This is a genomic window from Pontivivens nitratireducens (assembly GCF_014235845.1).
In the GTDB taxonomy this organism is placed as follows: domain Bacteria; phylum Pseudomonadota; class Alphaproteobacteria; order Rhodobacterales; family Rhodobacteraceae; genus Pontivivens; species Pontivivens nitratireducens.
Genome location: NZ_JACJUQ010000007.1, coordinates 123,848 through 145,828 on the forward strand (window position 1 = coordinate 123,848; position 21,981 = coordinate 145,828).

Consider the following 21,981-nt stretch of genomic DNA (forward strand, 5'->3'; position numbering starts at 1 on the left):
CCACACCGCTCTCGCTTGACTTTCCGCCCCTCTCAGCCCAACACGCAGAAGGCTTTCAGCAAGGAGACCGCCATGAAAAATCCCTCCCTTCTCATTCTGGCCGGTGACGGCATCGGCCCGGAAGTCATGGAGCAGGTCCGGCGGATCATCGACTGGTACGCCGCGAACCGCGCGATGGCCTTCGACGTGTTCGAGGATCTGGTGGGCGGCGCGGCCTATGATGCACACGGCACCCCCCTGACCGACGACACGATGGCCAAGGCGCAATCGGTGGATGCGGTTCTGTTGGGCGCGGTCGGCGGTCCGAAATACGACGATCTGGATTTCTCCATCAAGCCGGAACGGGGTCTGCTGCGTCTGCGCAAGGAAATGGACCTGTTCTCGAACCTGCGCCCGGCGCAATGTTTCGACGCGCTGGCGGATTTCTCCTCGCTCAAGCGTGATATCGTGGCCGGTCTGGACATCATGATCGTGCGCGAACTGACCTCCGGTGTCTATTTCGGGGAGCCGCGCGGGATCTTCGAGGAGGGGAACGAGCGTGTCGGCATCAACACGCAACGCTACACCACCTCCGAGATCATCCGTGTGGCCCGCTCCGCGTTCGAGCTGGCCCGCCGCCGTGACAGCCGCGTCTGCTCGATGGAAAAGGCCAACGTGATGGAAAGCGGCGTCCTGTGGCGCGAGGAAGTGCAAAAACTGCGCGACGCCGAATATCCCGATATCGAGCTGACGCACATGTACGCCGATGCGGGCGCGATGCAGTTGTGCCGCTGGCCCAAGCAGTTCGACGTGATCGTCACCGACAACCTGTTCGGTGACATCCTGTCCGACACGGCGGCGATGCTGACCGGCTCGCTGGGGATGCTGCCATCCGCGTCGCTGGGCGCACCGATGGAAAACGGCATGCCCAAGGCGCTGTACGAGCCTGTGCACGGCTCCGCCCCCGACATTGCGGGTCAGGGCAAGGCGAACCCGATCGCGTGCATCCTCAGCTTTGCCATGGCGCTACGCTACTCGTTCGATCAGGGCGAGGAAGCCGATCGGCTGGAGCAAGCGGTGGAGCGGACATTGCAGGGCGGTGCACGAACCCCCGACCTGATGGGCGAAGAGGGCGGCACCCCGCTGAGCACCGCGGAAATGGGCGATGCGATTCTCTCCGAACTGGATGCCTCGCTGAACTGATCCGACATGCGGTGAGCATGCATTAAATCTGACCGGAAGCCGTGTCGATGACAGGGCTTCCGGCCGAAACACCCCCACACCGGATCGGCAAATCGCGCCGCTCGTGTGATCCGAGCGGGCGATGCACCGGATGTTTCTGTCGCTGAACGCGCGACATGTTGCACGGGGAAACGGCGGGGGTTTTCGAACCGCTGGTGGACAGGTCCGCAACCCCCTGCCCCGCGCCCTCGTGCCCCCATGTCCTGCCAGCAGAACATGCCCGGTATGAGGCGATGATCCTTGCATCGACACCGATACTGTCCTTTCGATAGACGCTGAGCCACACGAGGGAGGCGCCAGAAATGCAGATCCGGAAAAGCGGTGCCGTGACCGCCTTGGTGGGCTTCGGCTTTTTCGCCAGTCACGATGCGGTCATCAAGGCGTTGGGGGCGACGTATTCCACCTTCCAGATCGCCTTTTTCTCCGTTCTGTTCGGGATGCCGCTGGTCATGCTGATGCTGGTGCGCGATGCGAAACCCGGCACGTTGCGCCCGCGCCACCCCGGATGGGTCGCGACGCGGGCGGGGCTGGGGGTCGTCACCGGCTTTTCCGCCTTCTATGCCTTCACCCATCTGCCCTTGACCGAAGTCTATGCGATCCTGTTCGCACAGCCGTTGTTGATAACCGCGCTGTCCGTGCCCTTTCTGGGTGAAAAGGTCGGCTTGCGCCGCTGGATCGCGGTCTTTACCGGACTGGTCGGCGTGCTGATTGTCCTGCAACCGGCAACGACCGAGTTGAGCATCGGCCACCTTGCGGCGCTGACCTCCGCGATCTGCGGGTCATTCGTCTCCATCATTCTGCGAAAGATCGGCGGGCAGGAACGCTCCGCCGTGATGATCCTGTATCCGATGATGGCTAACCTCGTGGTGATGGGAACACTGATGCCCTTCGTCTATATCCCCATGCCGATCGGCGATCTGGGGCTGGCGGCATTTCTGGCTGTCCTGGGGTTCTGCGGGATGCTGGGGTTGTTGCTGGCCTATCAGCGGGCTGCCGTGTCGGTGGTCGCCCCGATGCAATATTCGCAGATCATCTGGGCCGTGCTGTTCGGTCTGATCTTCTTCGATGAGATGCCGGCCCTGGCCACGGCCATCGGAACCGCCGTCATCATCGCGAGTGGTCTGTATATCGTCATGCGTGAGGAAGGCGGCGGCACCACGACGGAGCGCCCCGTCACTGCCGGGCGCACACCGCGCGGCGATACGGCGCTGGGAATGCGGACCGGCGACATCATGCGTCTGTTCGGCCTGCGCGAAGGCCCCTTGCGCTCGGACAAGGAATAGGGCAAATCCTCGCCCACGGTCGGGCAGTGGCGCAGCCTGGTAGCGCACCTGCTTCGGGAGCAGGGGGTCGGAGGTTCGAATCCTCTCTGCCCGACCAGTTCATCATGACAATCAGAAGTTCAGCCGGCCTCAGCCTCCACGAGGTGCACTCCGATGATCTCCGCACTCCACTTCAGCACTGGCCCGGACACCGCGCCATGTTGCAGGATGTCCGCGCGGCGCGAAGGGCGCGAAGGATGAAAACCTCGAATATGCGGGTCAGACTGATGCGACGACGAAACATGAGCGTCTCCTTTCCGAATGAAGCCATGCTACACACGCCTCGACCCGCCGTCCCTTCACAAAGCCGCGACGCGGGGGACCGCGAAATAGAGGTGTTCGACGGCTTCGCACCGCAGCATCGCGCAGACGTGACCGCCCTGTATCTGGATGCGTTCGGGCCGAAGCTGGCGCGTTTTCTGGGACGCGGCGCGCGCATCCGCGATTTCGTGCACGATACCCTGAACGCAAATTTCGCCGTGGTCGCAATCGACACGCAGACCGGTCGCGTGGTCGGCGTCGCGGGTTTCAGGACCGAACAGGGCGGCTTGACCGAACGGTTTGGCTCCCGCCTGCACGGGCATTACGGCCCTTTCGGCGGGTTCTGGCGTGGCCTGATCCTGAACTTGTTGCAGACGCAGGAACGCTCGGACAAGCTGTTGGTGGATGGCATCGCGGTGGCGGAACGCTATCGTGGCTCCGGCATCGGCACGGCGCTGCTGCACGCGCTGGATGCCAAGGCTGCCGCGCTGGGAAAGCAGGGCATCCGGCTGGACGTGATCGACGAAAACCGGCGCGCGCAGGCGCTGTATGCGCGCCACGGCTACACCGTTACGGATGCGCACGATATCGGCCTGCTTCGCCTGATCTTCGGGTTCCGACATGCGACCCAGATGACACGCATGTTGTAGGCATACAGCCTTCGCCGTTTCCCTTTTGCGCGCCGATGGTCTAAGACGCGCCTGTTTGAAAACCCTTATCAGGAGACAGAGGGAGATGGGTTACAGGATCGTCGTCGTCGGAGCCACGGGAAACGTGGGCCGCGAAATGCTCAACATCTTGTCCGAGCGTGAATTCCCCGTTGATGAAATTGCCGTTCTGGCCAGCCGCAAGAGCCTGGGCACGGAATGCGCGTTCGGGGATCGAACTTTGAAAACCCAGGATCTCGACACTTTCGACTTCACCGGTTGGGACATGGCGCTGTTCGCGATCGGATCGGACGCGACCAAGAAATACGCGCCCGTCGCGGCCAAGGCCGGCTGTGTGGTGATCGATAACTCCTCGCTCTACCGCTATGATGCCGATGTGCCGCTGATCGTGCCCGAGGTGAACCCCGACGCGATCGAGGGCTATGCGAAGAAGAACATCATCGCGAACCCCAACTGCTCGACCGCGCAGATGGTCGTCGCGCTGAAGCCGCTACACGACCGGGCGAAGATCAAGCGCGTCGTCGTGTCCACCTACCAGTCGGTTTCCGGCTCGGGCAAGGAGGCGATGGACGAATTGTGGATGCAGACCAAGGGCATGTACGTGCCGGGTCAGGAACGCGCACCGTCCGTCTATCCCAAGCAGATCGCCTTCAACGTGATTCCGCATATCGACGTCTTCATGGAGGACGGCTCGACCAAGGAAGAATGGAAGATGGTCGCCGAAACCAAGAAGATCATCGACACGTCCATCAAGGTCACGGCGACCTGCGTGCGCGTGCCGGTCTTCGTCGGCCATTCGGAAGCGATCAACATCGAGACCGAGGATTTCCTGGACGAGGACGAGGCCCGCGACATCCTGCGTGAGGCCCCCGGCATCATGGTGGTCGATAAGCGGGAGGATGGCGGCTATGTCACCCCGGTCGAATGCGTGGGTGAGTTCGCGACCTATATCAGCCGCATCCGTCAGGACAGCACGATCGACAACGGCCTGAACTTCTGGTGTGTGTCCGACAACCTGCGCAAGGGCGCGGCCCTGAATGCGGTTCAGATCGCGGAACTGCTGGGACGCCGCATCCTGAAAAAGGGCTAACATTCGGCATTTGCCGGAACGATCCGGTTCTGCCATCCTCCATCCTGTCGGGCGGGGGATGGGTGCCTCCGCGGCAGGCTGGGGGCCTTACATGCAACATCTTTTCACAACGGTTCTGGTTCTGGCCGCGTTTGCCGGAGCGGGCACCGCCATGGCCTGCACAGCAGGTGAGGCCATCGTTCCAACCCTGACATTCGACGACCTCACCCCGGTGGAGCGGGAGGCCTTCGACACGCTGTTCACCGCCGAGCGCGCCGTGATGCAGACGGAGAACACGGATGTGGACGCTGCCTTCGCATTCCAAAGGTGCGATCTGGCCGCAGACGGCAACGCCTCGGTCATGGTGTTCGCCAAGCCCGGCCTGTTCTGCGAGGTGGACTGTCTGAGTTGGGCGATCAACAGCACGCAGGACGAACACTGGCAGATCATCCTGGCCGCGCTCGGCCACGTCGAAGTTGCCGGATCCTATTCCATGAGCTGGCCCGACCTGATCGCGCGCGTTCAGGATCAACCCGCAATCGTGCACAAATACGACGGCGCCAGCTACCGGGAGGAGTTGGAGGGCCTGATCTATGGCGAGGCGTTCGACCTGCCGGAGGCTGTCGCGTGGGAGGCGGACGAATCCGGCTTCGTCGGCATCGTTCCCGGCTCCTCCGGCCCGAATGGTGAGGCTGTGCTGGCGCTGGACATGCTGGCGAACACGATTGATCCCGGTTTGGGTGAACTGGTTGCCGGACTGACCGACCTTAACGGCGACGACGTGCCCGAGATCGTGGTCCAGGGCGAAGGTGCCGACTATTGCAGTGCCGATGGCTGCCGCACCTGGATCATCGGGATTCGGAACGGAGACGCACATATCCTCGCGGACGTGATCGCCCAGGGATCGCTGGAAATCGCATCTACGACTTCGGACGGTTATCGCGACGTGATCGTATGGGGGGACGCCGGGGCGCAGGTCCTGCGCCACGACGGAGAGGTTTACCGCTAGAGTGTAGCACTAGATCGGGCGGAACTGATCCAGACTGCCGTCATAGGCGTGCAACTCGCCCGATCCGATATCTGTCCACGCGCCATGCATCGCCAATCGCCCGTTATCCACCGCGTCGCGCACGAACGGAAAGGTCAGAAGATTTTCAAGGCTGACCTTGATGCTTTCATGTTCCAGCGATTGCAGGCGCTCCGCACGATCCCCGGGGATGTCCTTGATCCGCTCGTATCCGGGCGTAAGGATGTCCATCCAACGGCTGATAAAGCTGGTATCCTCATCCAGCTTGCTCCCGGCGCCTTCGCATTTCTCGTAGCACGCCGCGACCCCGCCGCAGCCGGAATGCCCCAGGATGACGATATGGCTGACCCCCAGCACCGTCACCGCGTATTCAATCGCGGCCGACGTGCCGTGCAGCTCCCGGTCGGGGGAGTATGGCGGCACGAGGTTGGCAACGTTGCGCACGAGGAAGAAATCCCCCGGCTCGCCCTCGAACATACCGACGGGATCAACGCGGCTGTCACAGCACGAAATGAACATCGCGCGCGGATGCTGGCCATGTTCGGCCAAGTGTGAATACCACTCGCGGTTATCCTCAAACGTGGTCTTGCGCCACCGTTCGAGCCGCTTCGCCAGATAGTTTGGCAGGACTTTGATATGTTGCATATGGTTCCCCGATTTTAACCTTAAGTTCAGCAATACAGGCGCGAAGGCAACGATTCAACGCAGGACAACGTTTACTCACCGGTGGGTCAGACACGCAACGCATTGGGTGTGCAAAGCGTGTTTGGCATAATGGGAGAAGTGGGAGCTATTGTGATGTCGGATCGGGTGATCCGTATTACCGCGCAGGAATCTGCGCTGGTCGATACGTCCGCAGTCGTAGGATTGCAGCAAAGTCTGGGAACTCTGCGGTGTCAGGAGATGGTCGAGGATGCGATCTATCAAATCACCGAACGCCTGTCAAAACTTGAGCGCGCCGAACGTGACCAGGATTACGAAACCGCATCCCAGATCGCGCACGTTCTGGTGGAGCTTACAAACAGGATCGGATTGCCCCGGATGAGCGTCGTGGCAACCGATCTGGCCGATGTGCTGAGGTTGGGCGACACGATAGCGATCAGCGCGATCTGCGCCCGCCTTATCCGACTGGGTGAGGATTCGCTGTTCACGCTGGTGCGTCTGGGCGGCGACGGGGTCTGAACCCATCGCAATTACGGGGTCCATCCTGATCCTGCGCCGGGGCGTGACACTCCGGCGCGTGATGCCTAGTCTTCGCGAACCTGATTTGCGGAGCGGACATGGACATGAACCTGACATTTTCGACTGAAACCGACGCAGCGATCGACCTGCATGTGGTGTCACCGGGCGATGACTGGCCCGTATCCGCCACGCACCGCAAATGGGCGGAATCGGCAGGGTTTTCAGGTGCGCTCGGCAATTTCTGCCTGCTTCCGGCAGAGGACGGCCAGCTTTCGGCGGTTCTGATCGGATGGGGCACGGGGCGGCTGCGGGCGCGCGGGCGGATGCATCTGGCCCGCTATGCGCCGCTGCTGCCGGCCGGCACCTATCGCATCGCCAGCGCGCCCGAGGGATTCGACATGGATGAGCAGGCCCTGGGCTGGCTGCTGTCGGAATATTCCTTCGATCGCTACATTGTCGCCAAACCCGAAGCAGCGAAACTGATCTGTCCCGAAGGCTGCGACGCGGATCGGTTGCAGATCATCGCCACGGGCGCGGCGCTGACCCAGCGCCTGATCGACACACCCACCAGCGATATGGGCCCCGCCGAGCTGGAGGGGGAGGTTCGCGCGCTGGCGCAGATGCATGACGCCACGCTGGACGTGACACTGGGCGACGATTTGCTGGGGGCGAACCTGCCGATGATCCATGCGGTCGGGCGGGCCTCGACCTCGCCCCCCCGTCTGCTCGACCTGAGCTGGGGCGACCCCGACGCACCCAAGGTCACTCTGGTCGGCAAGGGCGTCTGTTTCGATACGGGCGGTCTGAACCTGAAGCCCGGTGCCTCGATGGGCATCATGAAAAAGGATATGGGCGGCAGCGCCAATGCCATCGGTCTGGCTCACATGATCATGGCGCTCGACCTGCCGGTGCGCTTGCGGCTTCTGATTCCGGCGGTCGAGAATTCCGTTTCCGGCAACGCCTTTCGCCCCGGGGACATCCTGCGCAGCCGCAAGGGGCTGTCGGTCGAGATCAACAATACTGACGCGGAGGGCCGCCTGGTTCTGGCCGATGCGCTGGCGTTGGGCGATGAGGAAAGCCCCGACCTGATGCTCTGCATGGCCACCCTGACCGGTGCGGCGCGCGTCGCGCTCGGCCCGGACCTGCCGCCCTACTTCACCGATGATAATGGACTGGCGAGCATGATCGGCGCGGCCGCCGATGCGGTTCACGATCCATTGTGGCGAATGCCCTTCTGGGAGCCGTATGAGAGCATGATCGAGCCGGGCATCGCCGATCTGGACAACGCCCCGGCAGGCGGCATGGCGGGCGCCATCACCGCAGCGCTGTTCCTGCGCCGGTTCGTCGAAAACACCGGCAGCTTCGCGCATTTCGACCTGTACGGCTGGACGCCTTCCGCCAAACCTGCGAGGCCCAAGGGGGGCGCACACCAAGCTATTCGCGCCCTCTTGAGCGTAATCGAAAGGCGATATTCATGACATTCGATCCCCGCACCACACCCGCCCGCAGCGATCTGGCCGCCGAGCATCTGAAGGGAACGATCGAGGCGTCGAGATATGTCGCGGGGCAGGACCGCATGGTCGCCACGTCCTCCGCCCCGATGACCGCGCGGGCAGAACCTGAGGCCGGGCTGAGCTCGCAATTGCTGCGGGGTGAAGTCTTCACCGTCTACGATATCGACGACGATACCGGGCTGGCGTGGGGACAGGCCCACCGGGACGGCTATGTCGGATGGGTGCCGAACTTCATGCTGGAACCGGTGGAGGCAACAACCCACCATGTCACAGCCTTGATGACGCATTGCTACCCCGAGCCGGAGGTAAAGACCCGGCCCTTCGACATGCTTCCCATGGCGTCGGCGGTGACGGTCGTGGGTCAGGAGGGCAAATGGCTGGAGCTTGACACCGGCGGCTGGGTGCCGGGCAGGCACCTGTCCGATGCCCTGCCCGGCGGCGATTGGGTCGCCATCGCGGAACGGTTTGCCGGCGTCCCCTATCTGTGGGGCGGCAGGACTGCATCCGGCATCGACTGTTCCGGGCTGATGCAAATCGCAATGTATATGGCCGGTCTGGAATGTCCGCGTGACAGCGATATGCAATCCGCGCTGGGGCAAGACGTCGCCGGGGATCGTCGGCGCGGCGATCTGGCCTTCTGGAAGGGGCATGTCGGCGTTCTGGTCGACCCCGATACATTGCTGCACGCCAATGCCTTCGCCATGGCCACGGTGCGCGAACCCTTCGATCTGGCCTGTGACCGGATCGCGGCGCAAGGCGACGGTGCGCTGATCGGTCTGCGGCGGCTGTAGACTGCGTTTGGGCGCTTTACCTTTCGTCGGTGTTCATGGTTTGTATGCGCCATGACCGATTGCGCATTCACCCTGGGCGACCTGACTTTGAGCCCGCGCCCCAGCGGTGCGCTGTGGTGCGCATCCGAATCAATGCTGTGCGTATCGGATCTGCATCTGGGCAAGTCGGAGCGGATCGCGCGGCGTGGCGGTGTGTTGCTGCCACCCTATGAAACGCAGGCCACGCTGGACCGTTTGCGTCAGGAGATCGACAGCTTGTCCCCTGCGACGGTGATCTGTCTGGGCGACAGCTTCGATGACCTTGCCGCCGCGCAGGCGCTGGACGCGGCGCATCGCGCGGACCTTGCCACGATGATGGCCGGCAGGCGGTGGATCTGGATCGAGGGCAATCACGATCCGGGCATGACCGATCTGGCCGGGGAGCATCTGACGGATGTTCGGATCGGCACCGTACACTTCCGACATATCGCGGACACGTCCCGGCAGGAGTTCGAGGTTTCCGGCCACTATCATCCCAAGGCCAGCCTGACCCTGCGGGGGCGGCGGCTAAGCTCGGCCTGTTTCGTGATGGATCGGACGCGGCTGATCATGCCGGCCTTCGGCACCTATACCGGCGGGCTGCACGTCAGCTCCCCGGAACTGCGGCGCCTGTTCCCGGCCGGTGCGACGGTTCGTCTGACACGCGCGCCGCAGCATTCGATTCCGGCCTCGCTCTGCGCCTAGATCGTCAGCCCCTCGGGTTCCGGCAGGCCATTTGCCCGACAACAGGCCGTGACCGTATTTGCCAGCAGGCACGCGATGGTCATGGGGCCGACACCGCCGGGAACCGGGGTAATCGCACCTGCGACCTCCACCGCGCTGGCAAAGTCCACATCCCCGACCAGGCGGGTCTTCTCACCATTGGGAACGCGGTTTATGCCCACGTCGATGACGGTCGCGCCCGGTTTGATCCAGTCGCCGGTGATCATCTGCGGTCGGCCGACAGCGGCGATCAGGATATCCGCCGTTCGGCACAGCGCCTCGATATCCCTCGTGCGGCTATGGGCGATCGTGACCGTGGCGCTGTCGCGCAGCAACAACTGCGCCATCGGTTTGCCCACGATGTTCGAACGGCCAACCACGACCGCGTTCATCCCGGACAATGATCCGTGCCGTTCCCGCAGCATCATCAGGCAGCCCAGCGGCGTGCAGGGCACCATCGCCTTTTGCCCGGTCGCCAGCAGGCCGACATTGGAAATGTGAAAGCCGTCAACGTCCTTGGCCGGATCAATGGCGGCCAGAACCTTGTCCGCGTCGATATGGTCGGGCACGGGCAGTTGGCACAGGATGCCGTGCACTGCGGGATCCGCGTTCAACCGCGCGATCAGCGCCAGCAAATCGGCCTCGGAGGTATTCACATCCAGCTTGTGCTCGAACGAGGCCATGCCGACCTCGACGGTCTGCTTGCCCTTGTTGCGAACATAGACCTGACTTGCCGGGTCCTCCCCCACCAGAACGACCGCCAGACCGGGGGTGATGCTTTGCTTGGCCAGGCGGCTGACATGCTCCGCCACCCGGGCGCGGACAGTGGCGGCGAACGCTTTTCCATCAATGATGTCGGCAGTCATGGGCTTCTCCAGTTCAGCGGGAAAGTAGGCGCTCTTCGCGGGCGATGGACCATTCGATGAGCGTGCGCCACACATCCTCGGCCAAGGCAGGGTCCAGCCCGTGATCGGCGGCCATACCGCGTACATTGTCGATCACCTCAGCCACGCGCGTGTCGATCCGGGCGGGCAGGTTTTCCGCCGGTTTCAGCTCCGCCGCGCGGTCGATGAACGCCGCGCGCCGGACCAGCATCTGGACCAGCTGGGCGTCGAGCCTGTCTATTTCGGCGCGAAGCTCGGCCATGGAATTACAATCTGCGGGCAGGGTCATCGACCGTTCTCCTTTACGGGAACGTCCTGCCCCCCCGTCCGCGGCGCGTCAACACCAGATCAGAACAGCCCGTCGATCTGCCCTGCCTCGTTGAGCGTGATCGTCTCGGCGCTCGGCATGCGAGGCAAACCCGGCATGGTCATGATCTCACCACAGATGGCGACGATGAAGCCCGCGCCCGCGCTCAGGCGAACCTCGCGCACTGGCACGGAATGGCCCGTTGGTGCACCGCGCAGGTTCGGATCGGTCGAGAAACTGTAGGGAGTCTTGGCCATGCACACCGGCAGATGGCCGTAGCCGGCATCCTCCCACGCGCGCAGCTGGTCGCGGATTTTCTTGTCGGCCTGCACGTCATCCGCGCGGTAAATGCGCCGGGCGATGGTCTGTATCTTCTCGAACAATGGCATGTCGTCGGGATAGAGCGGCGCGAAGTTCGCCATGTCCGCATCGGCAATCGCGGCGACCCGGGTGGCGAGGTCGGTTATCCCGGCGGAGCCTTGCGCCCAATGCCTGCACATGATCGCCTCGGTCCCCTGAGTGGTGACGTAGTCCTTCACCGCGTTCGCCTCCGCTTGGGTGTCGGTCGCGAAATGGTTGATCGCGACGATGACAGGTACGCCGAAGCTTTTGACGTTTTCGATATGCCGCCCCAGATTCGCACAGCCCGCTTGGACGGCGGCAACATCCTCCTGCCCCAGATCGGCCTTGGCCACGCCGCCGTTCATCTTCATCGCGCGAATGGTCGCGACGACCACCGCCGGGGCGAGGTTCGCCTTGCGACACTTGATGTTCATGAACTTCTCGGCCCCCAGATCGGCGCCGAAGCCTGCCTCTGTCACCACATAATCGGCCAGCTTCAGTGCCGTTTTCGTGGCCACAATGGAATTGCAACCATGCGCGATATTGGCGAAGGGGCCGCCATGGACGAAGGCGGGATTGTTCTCCAACGTTTGCACCAGATTGGGCTGCATCGCCTGTTGCAGCAGTACGGTCATTGCGCCGTCCGCCTTGATGTCGCGGCAATAAACCGGAGTCTTGTCGCGCCTGTAGGCCACGATGATATCGCCCAGGCGCGCCTTGAGGTCGGCCAGGTCGGTGGACAGGCACAAAATGGCCATCACCTCGGAGGCGACAGTGATGTCGAACCCGGACTGGCTGGGGAAACCGTTCGTCACGCCGCCCAGCGATGTCACCACGTCGCGCAGGGCGCGGTCGTTCATGTCCATTACCCTGCGCCAGACGACACGGCGCTGGTCAATTTCCAGCGCGTTGCCCCAGTAGATATGGTTGTCGATCATCGCGCTCAGCAGATTGTGCGCCGAGGTGACGGCATGGAAATCACCTGTGAAATGCAGGTTCATCTCCTCCATCGGGATCACCTGCGCGTAGCCGCCGCCAGCCGCCCCGCCCTTCATGCCGAAACACGGGCCGAGCGAAGCCTCGCGGATGCAGATCGCGGCCTTCTTGCCGATGGCGTTCAGTCCGTCACCCAGCCCGACGGTCGTCGTCGTCTTGCCCTCGCCCGCCGGGGTCGGATTGATGGCGGTCACGAGGATCAGCTTGCCATCGGGACGGTCGGCCAGCGATGCAATGAACGCTTCGGATATCTTTGCCTTGTCGTGAGCGAAGGGCAAAAGGTGCTCCCACGCGATGCCCAGCTTCTGCCCGATCTGCTGTATCGGCAATTTGCTGGCCTCACGGGCGATCTCGATATCGGTCTTGTGCGCCATGTCGGGGGTCCTATCGGCCAGAATACACGAAACGGTATCGCATCACTCAAACCGACCGACGCCGCAGTGGGGCGCAGGTTTGCGACCCCTTCGCAACTGAGGACGACGTGGCGACGCACTCGGGTTCAGGCCGGAAACGAAAACGCCGGAAGCTCTCAAGGCTCCCGGCGTTTATATCATCCTGGCCCAGCCCGTTCAGGAGGGCTGCGGCTCCGCATCGCCGGCCCCGTCGGAGCGCGGCTTGTGAACCTTCGGAATTGCGGTCACGGAGGGCGTTCCGCCCTGATCTGCCTCATCGTCGTCACCGCCACGGTTGAGCGGTTCGCCGTTGATGACCTTGGTGATCTCGTTTCCGGTCAGGGTTTCGTATTCCAGCAGACCCTGGGCAAGCCGCTCCAGATCGGTCGCACGCTCGGTCAGGATACGGCGTGCCGTCTCATAGCCCTGATCGACGATTTCCTTGACCTTGTCATCGATCAGCTTTTGCGTATCGCCCGAATGGCTGGCGCCGCCACCGTAATTTCCCAGATAGGATTGCTGTTCATTGGCATAATCGACATAGCCCAGCTCCTCGGCGAAACCGAACTGCGTCACCATCGCACGGGCGATGCGGGTCGCCTGTTTGATGTCGGAGGACGCACCGGAGGTGATGTTTTCCTTGCCGAAGATCAACTCCTCCGCCACGCGTCCGCCCATCGCCATGGCGATCATCGACGTGTATTTGGTGAAGCTGACGGAAAGCTGGTCCCGCTCGGGCAAGCTGAGCACCAGACCCAGTGCGCGGCCCCGCGGAATGATCGTCGCCTTGTGAATGGGATCGTGCTGCGGCGAGTTCAGGCCGACGATTGCGTGGCCGGCCTCATGATAGGCCGTCAACTTCTTCTCATCGTCGGACATGACCATCGAGCGACGCTCCGCCCCCATCATGACCTTGTCTTTCGCATTCTCGAAATCGTCCATCGTCACGAACCGCTTGCCGGTGCGCGCGGCTGTCAGCGCGCTTTCGTTGACGAGGTTCGCAAGGTCCGCACCGGAAAATCCGGGCGTTCCCCGCGCGATGACCCGCAGATCGACATCGGGACCCAGCGGAACCTTGCGCGAATGCACTTCGAGGATGCGTTGACGCCCCTTGATATCGGGGTTGGGAACCTGAACCTGACGGTCGAAACGACCGGGGCGCAACAGGGCGGGGTCGAGCACGTCGGGGCGGTTGGTCGCCGCGATCAGGATCACGCCTTCGTTTGCCTCGAACCCGTCCATCTCGACCAGCAGCTGGTTGAGCGTCTGCTCCCGCTCATCGTTGCCGCCACCATAGCCCGCGCCACGCGACCGGCCTACGGCGTCGATCTCATCGATGAACACGATGCAGGGGGCGTTTTTCTTGGCCTGCTCGAACATGTCGCGGACACGGCTGGCGCCGACGCCGACGAACATTTCCACGAAATCGGAGCCGGAAATCGTGAAAAACGGCACCCCGGCCTCACCCGCGATGGCGCGGGCCAGCAGGGTCTTACCTGTTCCCGGCGGGCCGACGAGCAATGCGCCCTTGGGGATTTTACCGCCCAAACGAGAGAACTTCTGCGGGTCGCGCAGAAATTCCACGATCTCCTCCAGCTCATCCTTCGCCTCATCAATGCCCGCGACATCGTCGAAGGTCACGCGGCCCGATTTTTCGGTCAGCAGCTTCGCCTTGGACTTGCCAAAGCCCATCGCACCGCCGCGACCGCCGCCCTGCATCCGGTTCATGAAGAATATCCAGACACCGATCAGCAGCAGGATCGGCAGAAACGGTCCGATCATGGCCAGGAGTCCGGTTTGCTGCTGCGCCTCCGCCTCGACGGTGACGTCGTTTTCGCGCAACTCGGTGAACAACTCGCTGTCGTCCACGGGGCGAATGGTGCGGAATTCCGCGCCGCTCTCACCCATGGTGTAGGTCACACGCTCACCGTCGATGGTGACGCTGTTCACGCGACCGGCCTCCACCGACTCCAGGAAGGTCGAATAGGGCTGAAGCCCAGCCCGCGTCGACGTGGACGACCCTTCGAACAGATTGAACAGTGCGATCACGAGGACGAAAAGAACCGCCCAGAACGCAAGATTTTTACCGTTGCCCAACAGAATACTCCCGCACACCTGCGCGACCCTCATGCCGCGCTATTGTGTTATGGCTCACAACATAGACCTCCGACGGCAGGCATTCAATGCGGGTCAGGCCCCGCAAAATGTCTCACCCGGAATGAGATGTCGCTGCGCGGTTTGAGCACGGGCGTCGCGACCACCTCATCCCCGTCCCATATGGCGGGCAAGGCATGGGCCGTCGTCGCGCGCACACCCCTTGGGCGGGCTCCGCACTGGCGCACCCCCTCCACGCCCAGCGGGCCGAGCTGGTATCCCGGTTTCAGAACGGAAACGGTCCAGCGATGGTCCCAGATGACGCGGCGTTCATTCATCGCGACCATTGGCGGCACGAAGGCGGGTTCGCGTGAAAACCGGCAGATGCGGTCCGCGCCGCTGATCTGCACTCCGCTGAGCGTGGACGCCTCACCCGCCAGAATTCGGCCGTGCAATCGCACGATCGCCTCGAAACGCGGCGCATGAATCGAACCTGAGAAATAGCGCAGAATGTCGCGCAGCAACTGCTGCTGCAGGATCGCGGGAGCCTGATCGAATACGATTTTCGACAGGATGATCTCTCCGAAACGCGTCTGGCTCAGGCAGTTTCGGGCCAAATCCGCAACGTGCCGGTCCACCACGATTCTGCTGTCGCGCAAGCGGTGCGCTGTTTGCGCAATGCGGCCCGCGTCGATGTCGATGCCCCGCAGAACGGCAAGGGCCTTTCGCGTTCGGGCCCGCTGGTACAGGTCATCCTCGTTCGAAGGATCGTCGTGCCAGGTCTGGTTCCTCTCGGTCAGAAAGCCACGCAAATCGCTGCGTCCGGTGTTCAGCATGGGCCGCAACCACCTCACGCCGTTGCCATCCGAAACGGCCTGCATCGCGCTCAACCCTGCAAGGCCGGACCCGCGGGCCAGCCGCATCAGGAATGTCTCTGCCAGATCATCGCGTGTGTGCCCTAGAACGACGGTGCGACCGCCCTCGGCCACGATCCAGTCGGCCAGAAGTGTACGCCGCGCGTGTCGTGCTTGTTCCGCCAGATTGCCCGTGGCGTCAGGCGCGCGGTGCCAGTTCAGAACGACATGCGGCAGATCGAGGTCGCGACACAGCCGCCCGACCCAGCGCGCCTCCTCGGCGCTTTCGCTTCGCAGGGCGTGATCCACGGTCGCGACCTTCAGCGCGACCTCGCGGGAGTTTGCCCAATCGCGCAGCGCGATCAGAAGCGCCACTGAATCGCCGCCGCCCGATACGGCGACGCCCAGCGGACCGTGCAACCGTTGCGAGAGGACATCGTGGTCCAGCATCGTCTATAAGCAGCCGAGCCCTTGCTTCGCCTCGATTATGCTCGACACATACTCGTCGCCCTGATCGGTGAAGCGGTCGAGCGCCTCGTCATAGGTCAGACAGGCTTCGGTCTGTTGCCCGATCTGGCCCAATGCCCCCGCCAGGCGGCGCAGGGCCTCGGGCGCATCGTCCCCCTCAGGTGCGGCGGAAAATGCGTTGAGATAGTTGATCGCCGCCGCGCGAGGCTGGTTCAGCCCATCATAGCTGAGGGCGGCGAAATACCGGGCCCTGGTGGTCAACGGGCCGCCGGGGAACGTCTCGATGAAGCGTTCAAACTCCGCCACCGCTGCGGAATAATCACCGGCATCGTACATCCTCTTCGCGGCGTCGAACGCCGATTGTTCGGTCAGCGCGACCTGCGGGGCAGCGGATGATGCCCCGTCCGGGGTAGGGGATGTGGCACCGCCCAGATCGGATGCGGGTGCGACGAATGCGGTGTCGCCGCCCTCCAGTTCGGTCAGCCGGAAATCCATGTCCGCGATGCGCCGTCCGCCATCCTCGGCCACGCTGCGAACCTCGAACTGGATTTCCTCCACCCTACCCGTCAGCGTGCGGATTCGCGCTTCGATCGCGTCGAGCCGCGCCAGGGTTTCCGCATCTAGCGGCACACCGGAAGAAACCTGCCCGGTGCTGACGAGTTGCGTTCTGAGTTGCTGCAAATCCTGATCGAGTTGCTGAAGGCTGAGCCGCACATCCTCCAGACTCATTTCCGGCGATTGCGTTCCGTCCAGCACTTCCTGCAGCGGATCGGCTCCAGTCTGTGCGCCCACCGCCAACGGTGACATCGCAAGTCCGACGATCAGAATTCCACGCAACCACATAATTCGCCCCTTACACTGCCTGAAAGGCGCGACCGCATCGGCCGCGCCCTCACGTCGATATCAGCTGCCGACCGCGCCGGCGATAACCGTTACGGTGCGCCGGTTCTGTGCCCAGCACCGCTCATCCGAGCACAGCTCGACCGGGCGTTCCTTGCCGTAGCTGACCGTGCTCATCCGCGAGGGGGAAATTCCCTGAGCGACGAGGTAGTCGTATGCCGCCTGTGCACGGCGCGCGCCCAGGGCCAGGTTGTACTCCCGCGTGCCGCGCTCATCCGCGTGGCCTTGCAGTGTCAGGTTGCGATCCGGAAACCGCTTGAGCCAATCCGCCTGCAGGTTCAGCGTGCTTTGCGCCGCAGTGCTCAGTGAGCTGGATGCGGTGTCGAAGAACACACGGTCCCCCACCGCCGTGGTGAAATATGCCAGCGAGCTTTGATCGACCGCATTGCTGGGGGCACCGCCACCCGCGCCCATACCGCCGAGCATTCCCGATCCGGCGGCGTCGTCATCTGCCGTGGTGCACGCCGCCAGCGACAGGGCCAGGGCCGCTGCTGCAACTAGTTTCATGGTTTTCATTTCTAACTGTCCTCTACTCTTGTCTGTAACGACGACCCGGGTGATGGGTCTCTGCTCAATTTGAGCGCAGCCTGGACCAGTTCGGGTCCGACGCTCCGCCCGGGGTTTGTACGTAACGCAGATTGCGACCGGTCACGTCGACCGATACGAGGGATGCCGCCCCCAACGGCCCCGGCGTTTCTCTGAAGAACATCAATACACGACCGTTGGGCGACCATGTAGGCCCCTCGTCGAGGAAGGATGCCGTCAACAATTGCTCGCCCGTGCCATCGACGTTCATCACGCCGACATGGAACCGGCCGCTAACCTGCTTGGTAAAGGCGATCTTGTCGCCGCGCGGGCTCCACACCGGGGTGCCGTAAAGGCCCGTTCCGAAGCTAATGCGCTGCGCCGGACCGCCGGACGCGGACATGACGTAGAGCTGCTGCGATCCGCCCTGATCGCTCTCAAACACGATACGCTGACCATCCGGGGAATAGCTGGGCGCGGTGTCGATCGCCGGGCTGCGCGTCAGGCGGGTGCGGGTCTGCGTGGACAGGTCCAGCGTATAGATATCCGTGTTTGCGCCATCGGTCTGGCTATAGATCACACGTCTGCCATCGGGCGAGAATCTCGGCGCGAAGGTCATGCCCTGCGAGACACCCAATGTACGCCGCTGATCCGTGGCCAGATCATGCAGATAGACCTGAGGTGAGCCTGAAGCGTAGCTCGTATACAGCACCGAACGCCCGTCCGGCGCAAACCGGGGCGCGAAGACCAGATCCTGCCCCCCCGTGATATAACGTACGTTCGCGCCGTCCTGATCCATCACCGCGATGCGCTTGACGCGGCTGCTCTTGGGGCCCGATTCGGACACGAAAACGACTTCGCTGTCGAAATATGGCGCCTCACCCGTCAGCCGGGAATAGATCACGTCGGCCACGCGATGCGCGACCTGTCGCCAGTTCTGCGATGTTGTCGACAGGCTGACGCCCTGCCCGATCTCGGACGATCCGAAAACGTCCCACAACCGCATATCGACCGTCACACGCCCGTCCGAGCCGGTGGACACGTTGCCGGCAATCAAGGCCTGCGCGTTGATGATCTGCCAATCCGCAAAGACCGGCTGGGCATCGACCCCCACCGCAGGCGTGATGAAGGCCGTGGCGGGGATCTGCCGGAACAGCCCCGTATTACCGAGATCGGCCAGAATCACGCTGGTAATCTGAGATGCCAGTTCGGCTGAGGCCGCGTCACGCGCCACGAAATTCGGCACCGCTATGGGCATCGGTTCGATTACGCCCTGATCGATCGTAACCCGCAGCGGGCCCGAGGATTGCTGCGCCACGGCCTGCGTCGCGCCGAACACCATCGCCAGAATGAGAAAAAATCTTGTCAACATACGCCAAGTCTACCTTTTCATACTGCTTTAAGAAAGAACCGTGCTCACGATCCGAATCCAACGACTGTCTTGCTGGGATCGAAGGTGATCTCGATTTCCTGCCATTGCCCGTACTTGTCCACCGGAAGGATGATCGCCCCGGCATTGCTCGCCTGCATGATGGCACTGCGCGCCACGCTGAATGCAAGGGCATAAGCGCCATCGGGCGAAGATGGTCTGATCGGGCGGACATCGCCCACCACACGTCCACTGCGATCCAGCGTGATTCCAACAGTGACGACCAACTGATCGCCACCCTCCAGTCCGGCGACCCGACCGACATTCCACTTGCTGGAGATCGCGCTGGTCAGGTTGCCGATTTCACCCGATGTCAGGGGCGGCCCCTGCGGGATGGACGTGGCCTGCCGTTCGGGTGCGTCGACCGCGGGCGGCTGATCCGGAGTGCTCGCGGCGGGTTCAACGGGTTCGGCGGGCTGCTCCGTCGTCTCGACCGTTCGCACGGGTTGCGTGACCGGTTCGCGGATTTCAGGGCGTGCCTGCGGCCGGACCGAGGCGAGCGGTGCGCCATCGTCCTGCGGCGCAGGCTCCGCCGCCAACGCGTCGAGCGGGTCGGCATCGAGCGGATCCGTGTCGAGGGGGGTCGGCTCCGGCTCCGGCAAATCCTCGGCAATCTCGGGGATGATCTCCGTCGCGGCCTCCTCAGGCGCTGTGGCCTCCTGCGGGGGGAGGTCTGTCGTTCCCTCGGTGCTCAGCCGGATTTCCTCCTGCGTCTCATCGGCGGTCCTGACATCCTCAGGCGGGGCGGCGGCGGGCGCCGTGTCAATGCGCAGACTCGGGGCCTGCGGGCGCGGTGGAGACATGCCCGCAGGACGGTCGAGGGATTCCGGACGCGGCTCAGGCCGGGCCACGGGGCTGTTCAGCGCCGTATCGAACGCGCCGGGCAGCTCTGGCGCCAGGGTCGTGACCTCATCATCGACCGTGACCCGGTTTGTGGTCAGGACCGCCGACAGATCGGCCTGCGCGTCCGCCTCAGTCGGGGCGTCGGGTCCGTCCAGCTCGTTTATCGTGACGTCCATCTCCGCATCCGGTCGCGCCGCATCCAGGTTCTCCTCCCCCGGGGCGGCCAGTGCATCAAGTGTTGTCATCGGCACGGTTTGCGGCGCCTGTGAAACAGCGGCGTCAAACTGCGATTCCGTTAGGATCGAAACCTGCGCCACACGGATGGTTTCCTCCTCGTCCCGGTCAAACCACGGGATGCTTACCAGCGACGCCACGATCAGCAGGGCGTGAAGCCCGGCGGATATCTTCAGGGCGTTGCGCATGGCATCCTCACTCGGACGGAGCGGTCGGCGCCGCACCGTCGAATTCAGGGCCACCATTGCTGGTCACGAGGTTGATCTGGTTGAAACCCGCATTGTTCAACGCGCCCATGACCTGCGCCACCTGCGCATAGGGAATTGCCCCGTCGGCGCGCAGGAAAACCGCGTTCGAGGTCCGCTCAACCGCGATGGCGCGCATGCGCGGGATCAGTTCCTCCCGCGCGATGGGGGTGTCTTGCAGGACGATTTCCCCGGCGGCGGTCAGGCTCAGCGTCAGAGGGCGCTCATCCTCCTGCGGCAGCGCACCGGCGGCCGTATCGGGAAGCTCGACCGGCACGCCCGAGGACAGCAGCGGCGCCGCGACCATGAAGATGATCAGCAGCACCAGCATCACGTCCACGAACGGCGTCACGTTGATCTCGCTCATCGCGGCCGAGCGGCCGCGCCTGCGTCGCCGTCCCCCGCCGCCAGAGCGTTGTATGGTGCCTGCCCCCATCCCTCAGTCCGCCCGACGTTCGAGCTGACGCGACAGGATCATCGCGAATTCATCGGCGAAATTCTCATGCGTGCCGCCGATGCGGTCACTGTCACCGCTCAACTTGTTGTAGAAGATAACCGCAGGGATCGCCGCGAGCAGACCCAGCGCGGTCGCCAGCAAGGCCTCGGCAATGCCGGGGGCCACGACGGCCAGATCAGTGGATTGCTGAACGGCGATCTCCTCGAACGCATGTTTGATGCCCCAGACGGTGCCGAACAGGCCGATAAAGGGCGAAACGGCGCCGATGGTCGCCAGATAGCCCAGACCGCGGTTCAGCCTCTCGCTCTCCCGCGCGATGACCACGTTCATGGCCCGGTCGATACGTTGCTGCGCCCCGGCAATGAAGCCGTGATTGGGTTGCGCCTTGCCCCATTCCTCCATCCCGGCGGCAAAGATCGTCGCGCAGGGTGCGTCGGGTTCCGGGCCTATATCGGCGTGAATCTCGTCGAGCATGCGGCCTGACCAGAATACCCGCTCGAACTCGGCATCCGCGCTGCGCACCTTGCGAAAGGATGTCAGCCGGTCGAAGATGATCGCCCATGACCAGATCGAGGCGCAGACAAGCAGCAACATCACCAGCTTGACCGTGAGGGTCGCTCTCAAAAACAAGGCCAGCAACGAGAAATCGATTTCGCTTGCCGCGCCCAATACGTCCGTTTCCATATGCCTGCCGCCCGTTCGTTACGCCCGGCCTCCGGGTCGTGTTTTGTCAATCTATTCCAGTTTACCTGGCTGATATGCAAGTCTCGCCAGTGCTGAACACGTAAAATTCACCCCTGCGCACAGGCTAGCCCATGAACACGGCGAGTTTGCGGCGGATTTCCGCCGGAAGCCGCGCCGCGCGTCCTGACATGTCCATCACCGCGCAGTCGATCCGCGCATCGAGCAGTTTTTCATCCCCGCGCCAGACACTCTGCGGCATGGTGAAACGTGCGCCGCGCATATCCTCCAGCGTCGTCTGAACCCGCAGCAGATCCTCGAAGCGGGCGGGCCGCAAGTAATCCGCCTCCACCCGGCGCACCACGAAAACCAGACCAGCGTCGCGCATCTCCAGTTGGCTGATGCCAGCCTCCCGCACGGCATCCGAGCGTCCGCGTTCGAGAAATTTCAGATAGTTCGCATAATACACTACACCGCCCATGTCGGTGTCCTCATAATAGACGCGAATTTGCGTATTGTGGACCATGATCCCGC

At 63.2% G+C, this 21,981-nt stretch carries 22 protein-coding genes and 1 tRNA gene; 10 read left to right on the top strand and 13 right to left on the bottom strand.

Translation table 11 applies throughout. From position 1 onward, the window contains the following. Positions 1-72: 72 nt before the first annotated feature. The 6 genes from leuB to H1S03_RS10090 all read left to right on the top strand — a co-directional run bounded on the left by leuB (position 73) and on the right by H1S03_RS10090 (position 5,550). On the top strand, positions 73-1,182 hold the full coding sequence (leuB, locus tag H1S03_RS10065; protein WP_185804325.1) for a 3-isopropylmalate dehydrogenase: 1,110 nt from the start codon (positions 73-75) through the stop codon (positions 1,180-1,182). 341 nt (positions 1,183-1,523) lie between these two features. Then, positions 1,524-2,504, top strand: coding sequence for a DMT family transporter (locus tag H1S03_RS10070; RefSeq protein WP_185804326.1), 981 nt, complete (start codon positions 1,524-1,526; stop codon positions 2,502-2,504). A gap of 20 nt (positions 2,505-2,524) precedes the next feature. Next, positions 2,525-2,601, top strand: a tRNA-Pro gene (locus H1S03_RS10075). 184 nt (positions 2,602-2,785) lie between these two features. Further along, positions 2,786-3,454, top strand: a complete 669-nt coding sequence (locus tag H1S03_RS10080; RefSeq protein ID WP_221892667.1) for a GNAT family N-acetyltransferase — start codon at positions 2,786-2,788, stop codon at positions 3,452-3,454. Positions 3,455-3,539: 85 nt separating this feature from the next. Continuing rightward, a complete protein-coding gene (locus tag H1S03_RS10085) occupies positions 3,540-4,562 on the top strand; it encodes an aspartate-semialdehyde dehydrogenase (protein ID WP_185804328.1) in 1,023 nt (340 codons plus the stop codon). A 91-nt stretch (positions 4,563-4,653) separates the two neighbouring features. After that, positions 4,654-5,550, top strand: a complete 897-nt coding sequence (locus H1S03_RS10090; RefSeq protein ID WP_185804329.1) for a hypothetical protein — start codon at positions 4,654-4,656, stop codon at positions 5,548-5,550. Between the two features lie 9 nt (positions 5,551-5,559). On the opposite strand, the gene H1S03_RS10095 is transcribed toward H1S03_RS10090, so the two are convergent. Continuing rightward, positions 5,560-6,213: a carbonic anhydrase gene (locus H1S03_RS10095; RefSeq protein ID WP_185804330.1), complete on the bottom strand. Its 654-nt coding sequence runs from the start codon at positions 6,211-6,213 to the stop codon at positions 5,560-5,562. A 153-nt stretch (positions 6,214-6,366) separates the two neighbouring features. Here H1S03_RS10095 and H1S03_RS10100 point away from each other — a divergent pair, with 153 nt between their 5' ends. From H1S03_RS10100 to pdeM, 4 genes are all read left to right on the top strand, one after another. After that, entirely contained in the window at positions 6,367-6,750 is a 384-nt protein-coding gene (locus H1S03_RS10100; protein WP_185804331.1) for a hypothetical protein, read from the top strand. A gap of 104 nt (positions 6,751-6,854) precedes the next feature. Then, complete coding sequence (locus H1S03_RS10105; protein ID WP_185804332.1) at positions 6,855-8,228, top strand: leucyl aminopeptidase family protein; 1,374 nt, start codon at positions 6,855-6,857, stop codon at positions 8,226-8,228. Then, positions 8,225-9,055 (top strand): C40 family peptidase, encoded by an 831-nt coding sequence (locus H1S03_RS10110; protein ID WP_185804333.1) that lies wholly within the window; start codon positions 8,225-8,227, stop codon positions 9,053-9,055. Before H1S03_RS10105 ends, H1S03_RS10110 begins: the two co-directional genes overlap by 4 nt. A gap of 51 nt (positions 9,056-9,106) precedes the next feature. After that, the gene (gene pdeM / locus H1S03_RS10115) at positions 9,107-9,778 is read left to right on the top strand and encodes a ligase-associated DNA damage response endonuclease PdeM (protein WP_185804334.1); all 672 of its coding nucleotides are present in this window, start codon (positions 9,107-9,109) and stop codon (positions 9,776-9,778) included. On the opposite strand, the gene folD is transcribed toward pdeM, so the two are convergent. The 12 genes from folD to ybgC form a co-directional block, all read right to left on the bottom strand. Further along, a complete protein-coding gene (folD, locus tag H1S03_RS10120) occupies positions 9,775-10,662 on the bottom strand; it encodes a bifunctional methylenetetrahydrofolate dehydrogenase/methenyltetrahydrofolate cyclohydrolase FolD (protein WP_185804335.1) in 888 nt (295 codons plus the stop codon). The two genes, pdeM and folD, sit on opposite strands and share 4 nt — an antisense overlap. A gap of 13 nt (positions 10,663-10,675) precedes the next feature. Continuing rightward, positions 10,676-10,969, bottom strand: a complete 294-nt coding sequence (locus tag H1S03_RS10125; RefSeq protein WP_166187765.1) for a chorismate mutase — start codon at positions 10,967-10,969, stop codon at positions 10,676-10,678. A 59-nt stretch (positions 10,970-11,028) separates the two neighbouring features. After that, positions 11,029-12,699: a formate--tetrahydrofolate ligase gene (locus H1S03_RS10130; RefSeq protein WP_185804336.1), complete on the bottom strand. Its 1,671-nt coding sequence runs from the start codon at positions 12,697-12,699 to the stop codon at positions 11,029-11,031. A 195-nt stretch (positions 12,700-12,894) separates the two neighbouring features. Then, on the bottom strand, positions 12,895-14,814 hold the full coding sequence (gene ftsH, locus H1S03_RS10135; RefSeq protein WP_166187769.1) for an ATP-dependent zinc metalloprotease FtsH: 1,920 nt from the start codon (positions 14,812-14,814) through the stop codon (positions 12,895-12,897). Positions 14,815-14,897: 83 nt separating this feature from the next. Further along, positions 14,898-16,115 (bottom strand): tRNA lysidine(34) synthetase TilS, encoded by a 1,218-nt coding sequence (gene tilS / locus H1S03_RS10140; protein WP_185804338.1) that lies wholly within the window; start codon positions 16,113-16,115, stop codon positions 14,898-14,900. Between the two features lie 3 nt (positions 16,116-16,118). Further along, entirely contained in the window at positions 16,119-16,976 is an 858-nt protein-coding gene (gene bamD / locus H1S03_RS10145; protein ID WP_185804339.1) for an outer membrane protein assembly factor BamD, read from the bottom strand. Positions 16,977-17,036: 60 nt separating this feature from the next. After that, entirely contained in the window at positions 17,037-17,549 is a 513-nt protein-coding gene (gene pal / locus H1S03_RS10150; protein ID WP_166187776.1) for a peptidoglycan-associated lipoprotein Pal, read from the bottom strand. Between the two features lie 55 nt (positions 17,550-17,604). Next, positions 17,605-18,930, bottom strand: coding sequence for a Tol-Pal system beta propeller repeat protein TolB (gene tolB / locus H1S03_RS10155; RefSeq protein WP_185804340.1), 1,326 nt, complete (start codon positions 18,928-18,930; stop codon positions 17,605-17,607). A gap of 44 nt (positions 18,931-18,974) precedes the next feature. Next, positions 18,975-20,252: a hypothetical protein gene (locus H1S03_RS10160; RefSeq protein WP_185804341.1), complete on the bottom strand. Its 1,278-nt coding sequence runs from the start codon at positions 20,250-20,252 to the stop codon at positions 18,975-18,977. Between the two features lie 7 nt (positions 20,253-20,259). Further along, positions 20,260-20,745 (bottom strand): ExbD/TolR family protein, encoded by a 486-nt coding sequence (locus H1S03_RS10165; RefSeq protein WP_185804342.1) that lies wholly within the window; start codon positions 20,743-20,745, stop codon positions 20,260-20,262. Between the two features lie 3 nt (positions 20,746-20,748). Continuing rightward, entirely contained in the window at positions 20,749-21,450 is a 702-nt protein-coding gene (gene tolQ, locus H1S03_RS10170; RefSeq protein WP_166187785.1) for a protein TolQ, read from the bottom strand. A 124-nt stretch (positions 21,451-21,574) separates the two neighbouring features. Next, complete coding sequence (gene ybgC, locus H1S03_RS10175) at positions 21,575-21,973, bottom strand: tol-pal system-associated acyl-CoA thioesterase (RefSeq protein ID WP_166187788.1); 399 nt, start codon at positions 21,971-21,973, stop codon at positions 21,575-21,577. Positions 21,974-21,981: the final 8 nt, after the last annotated feature.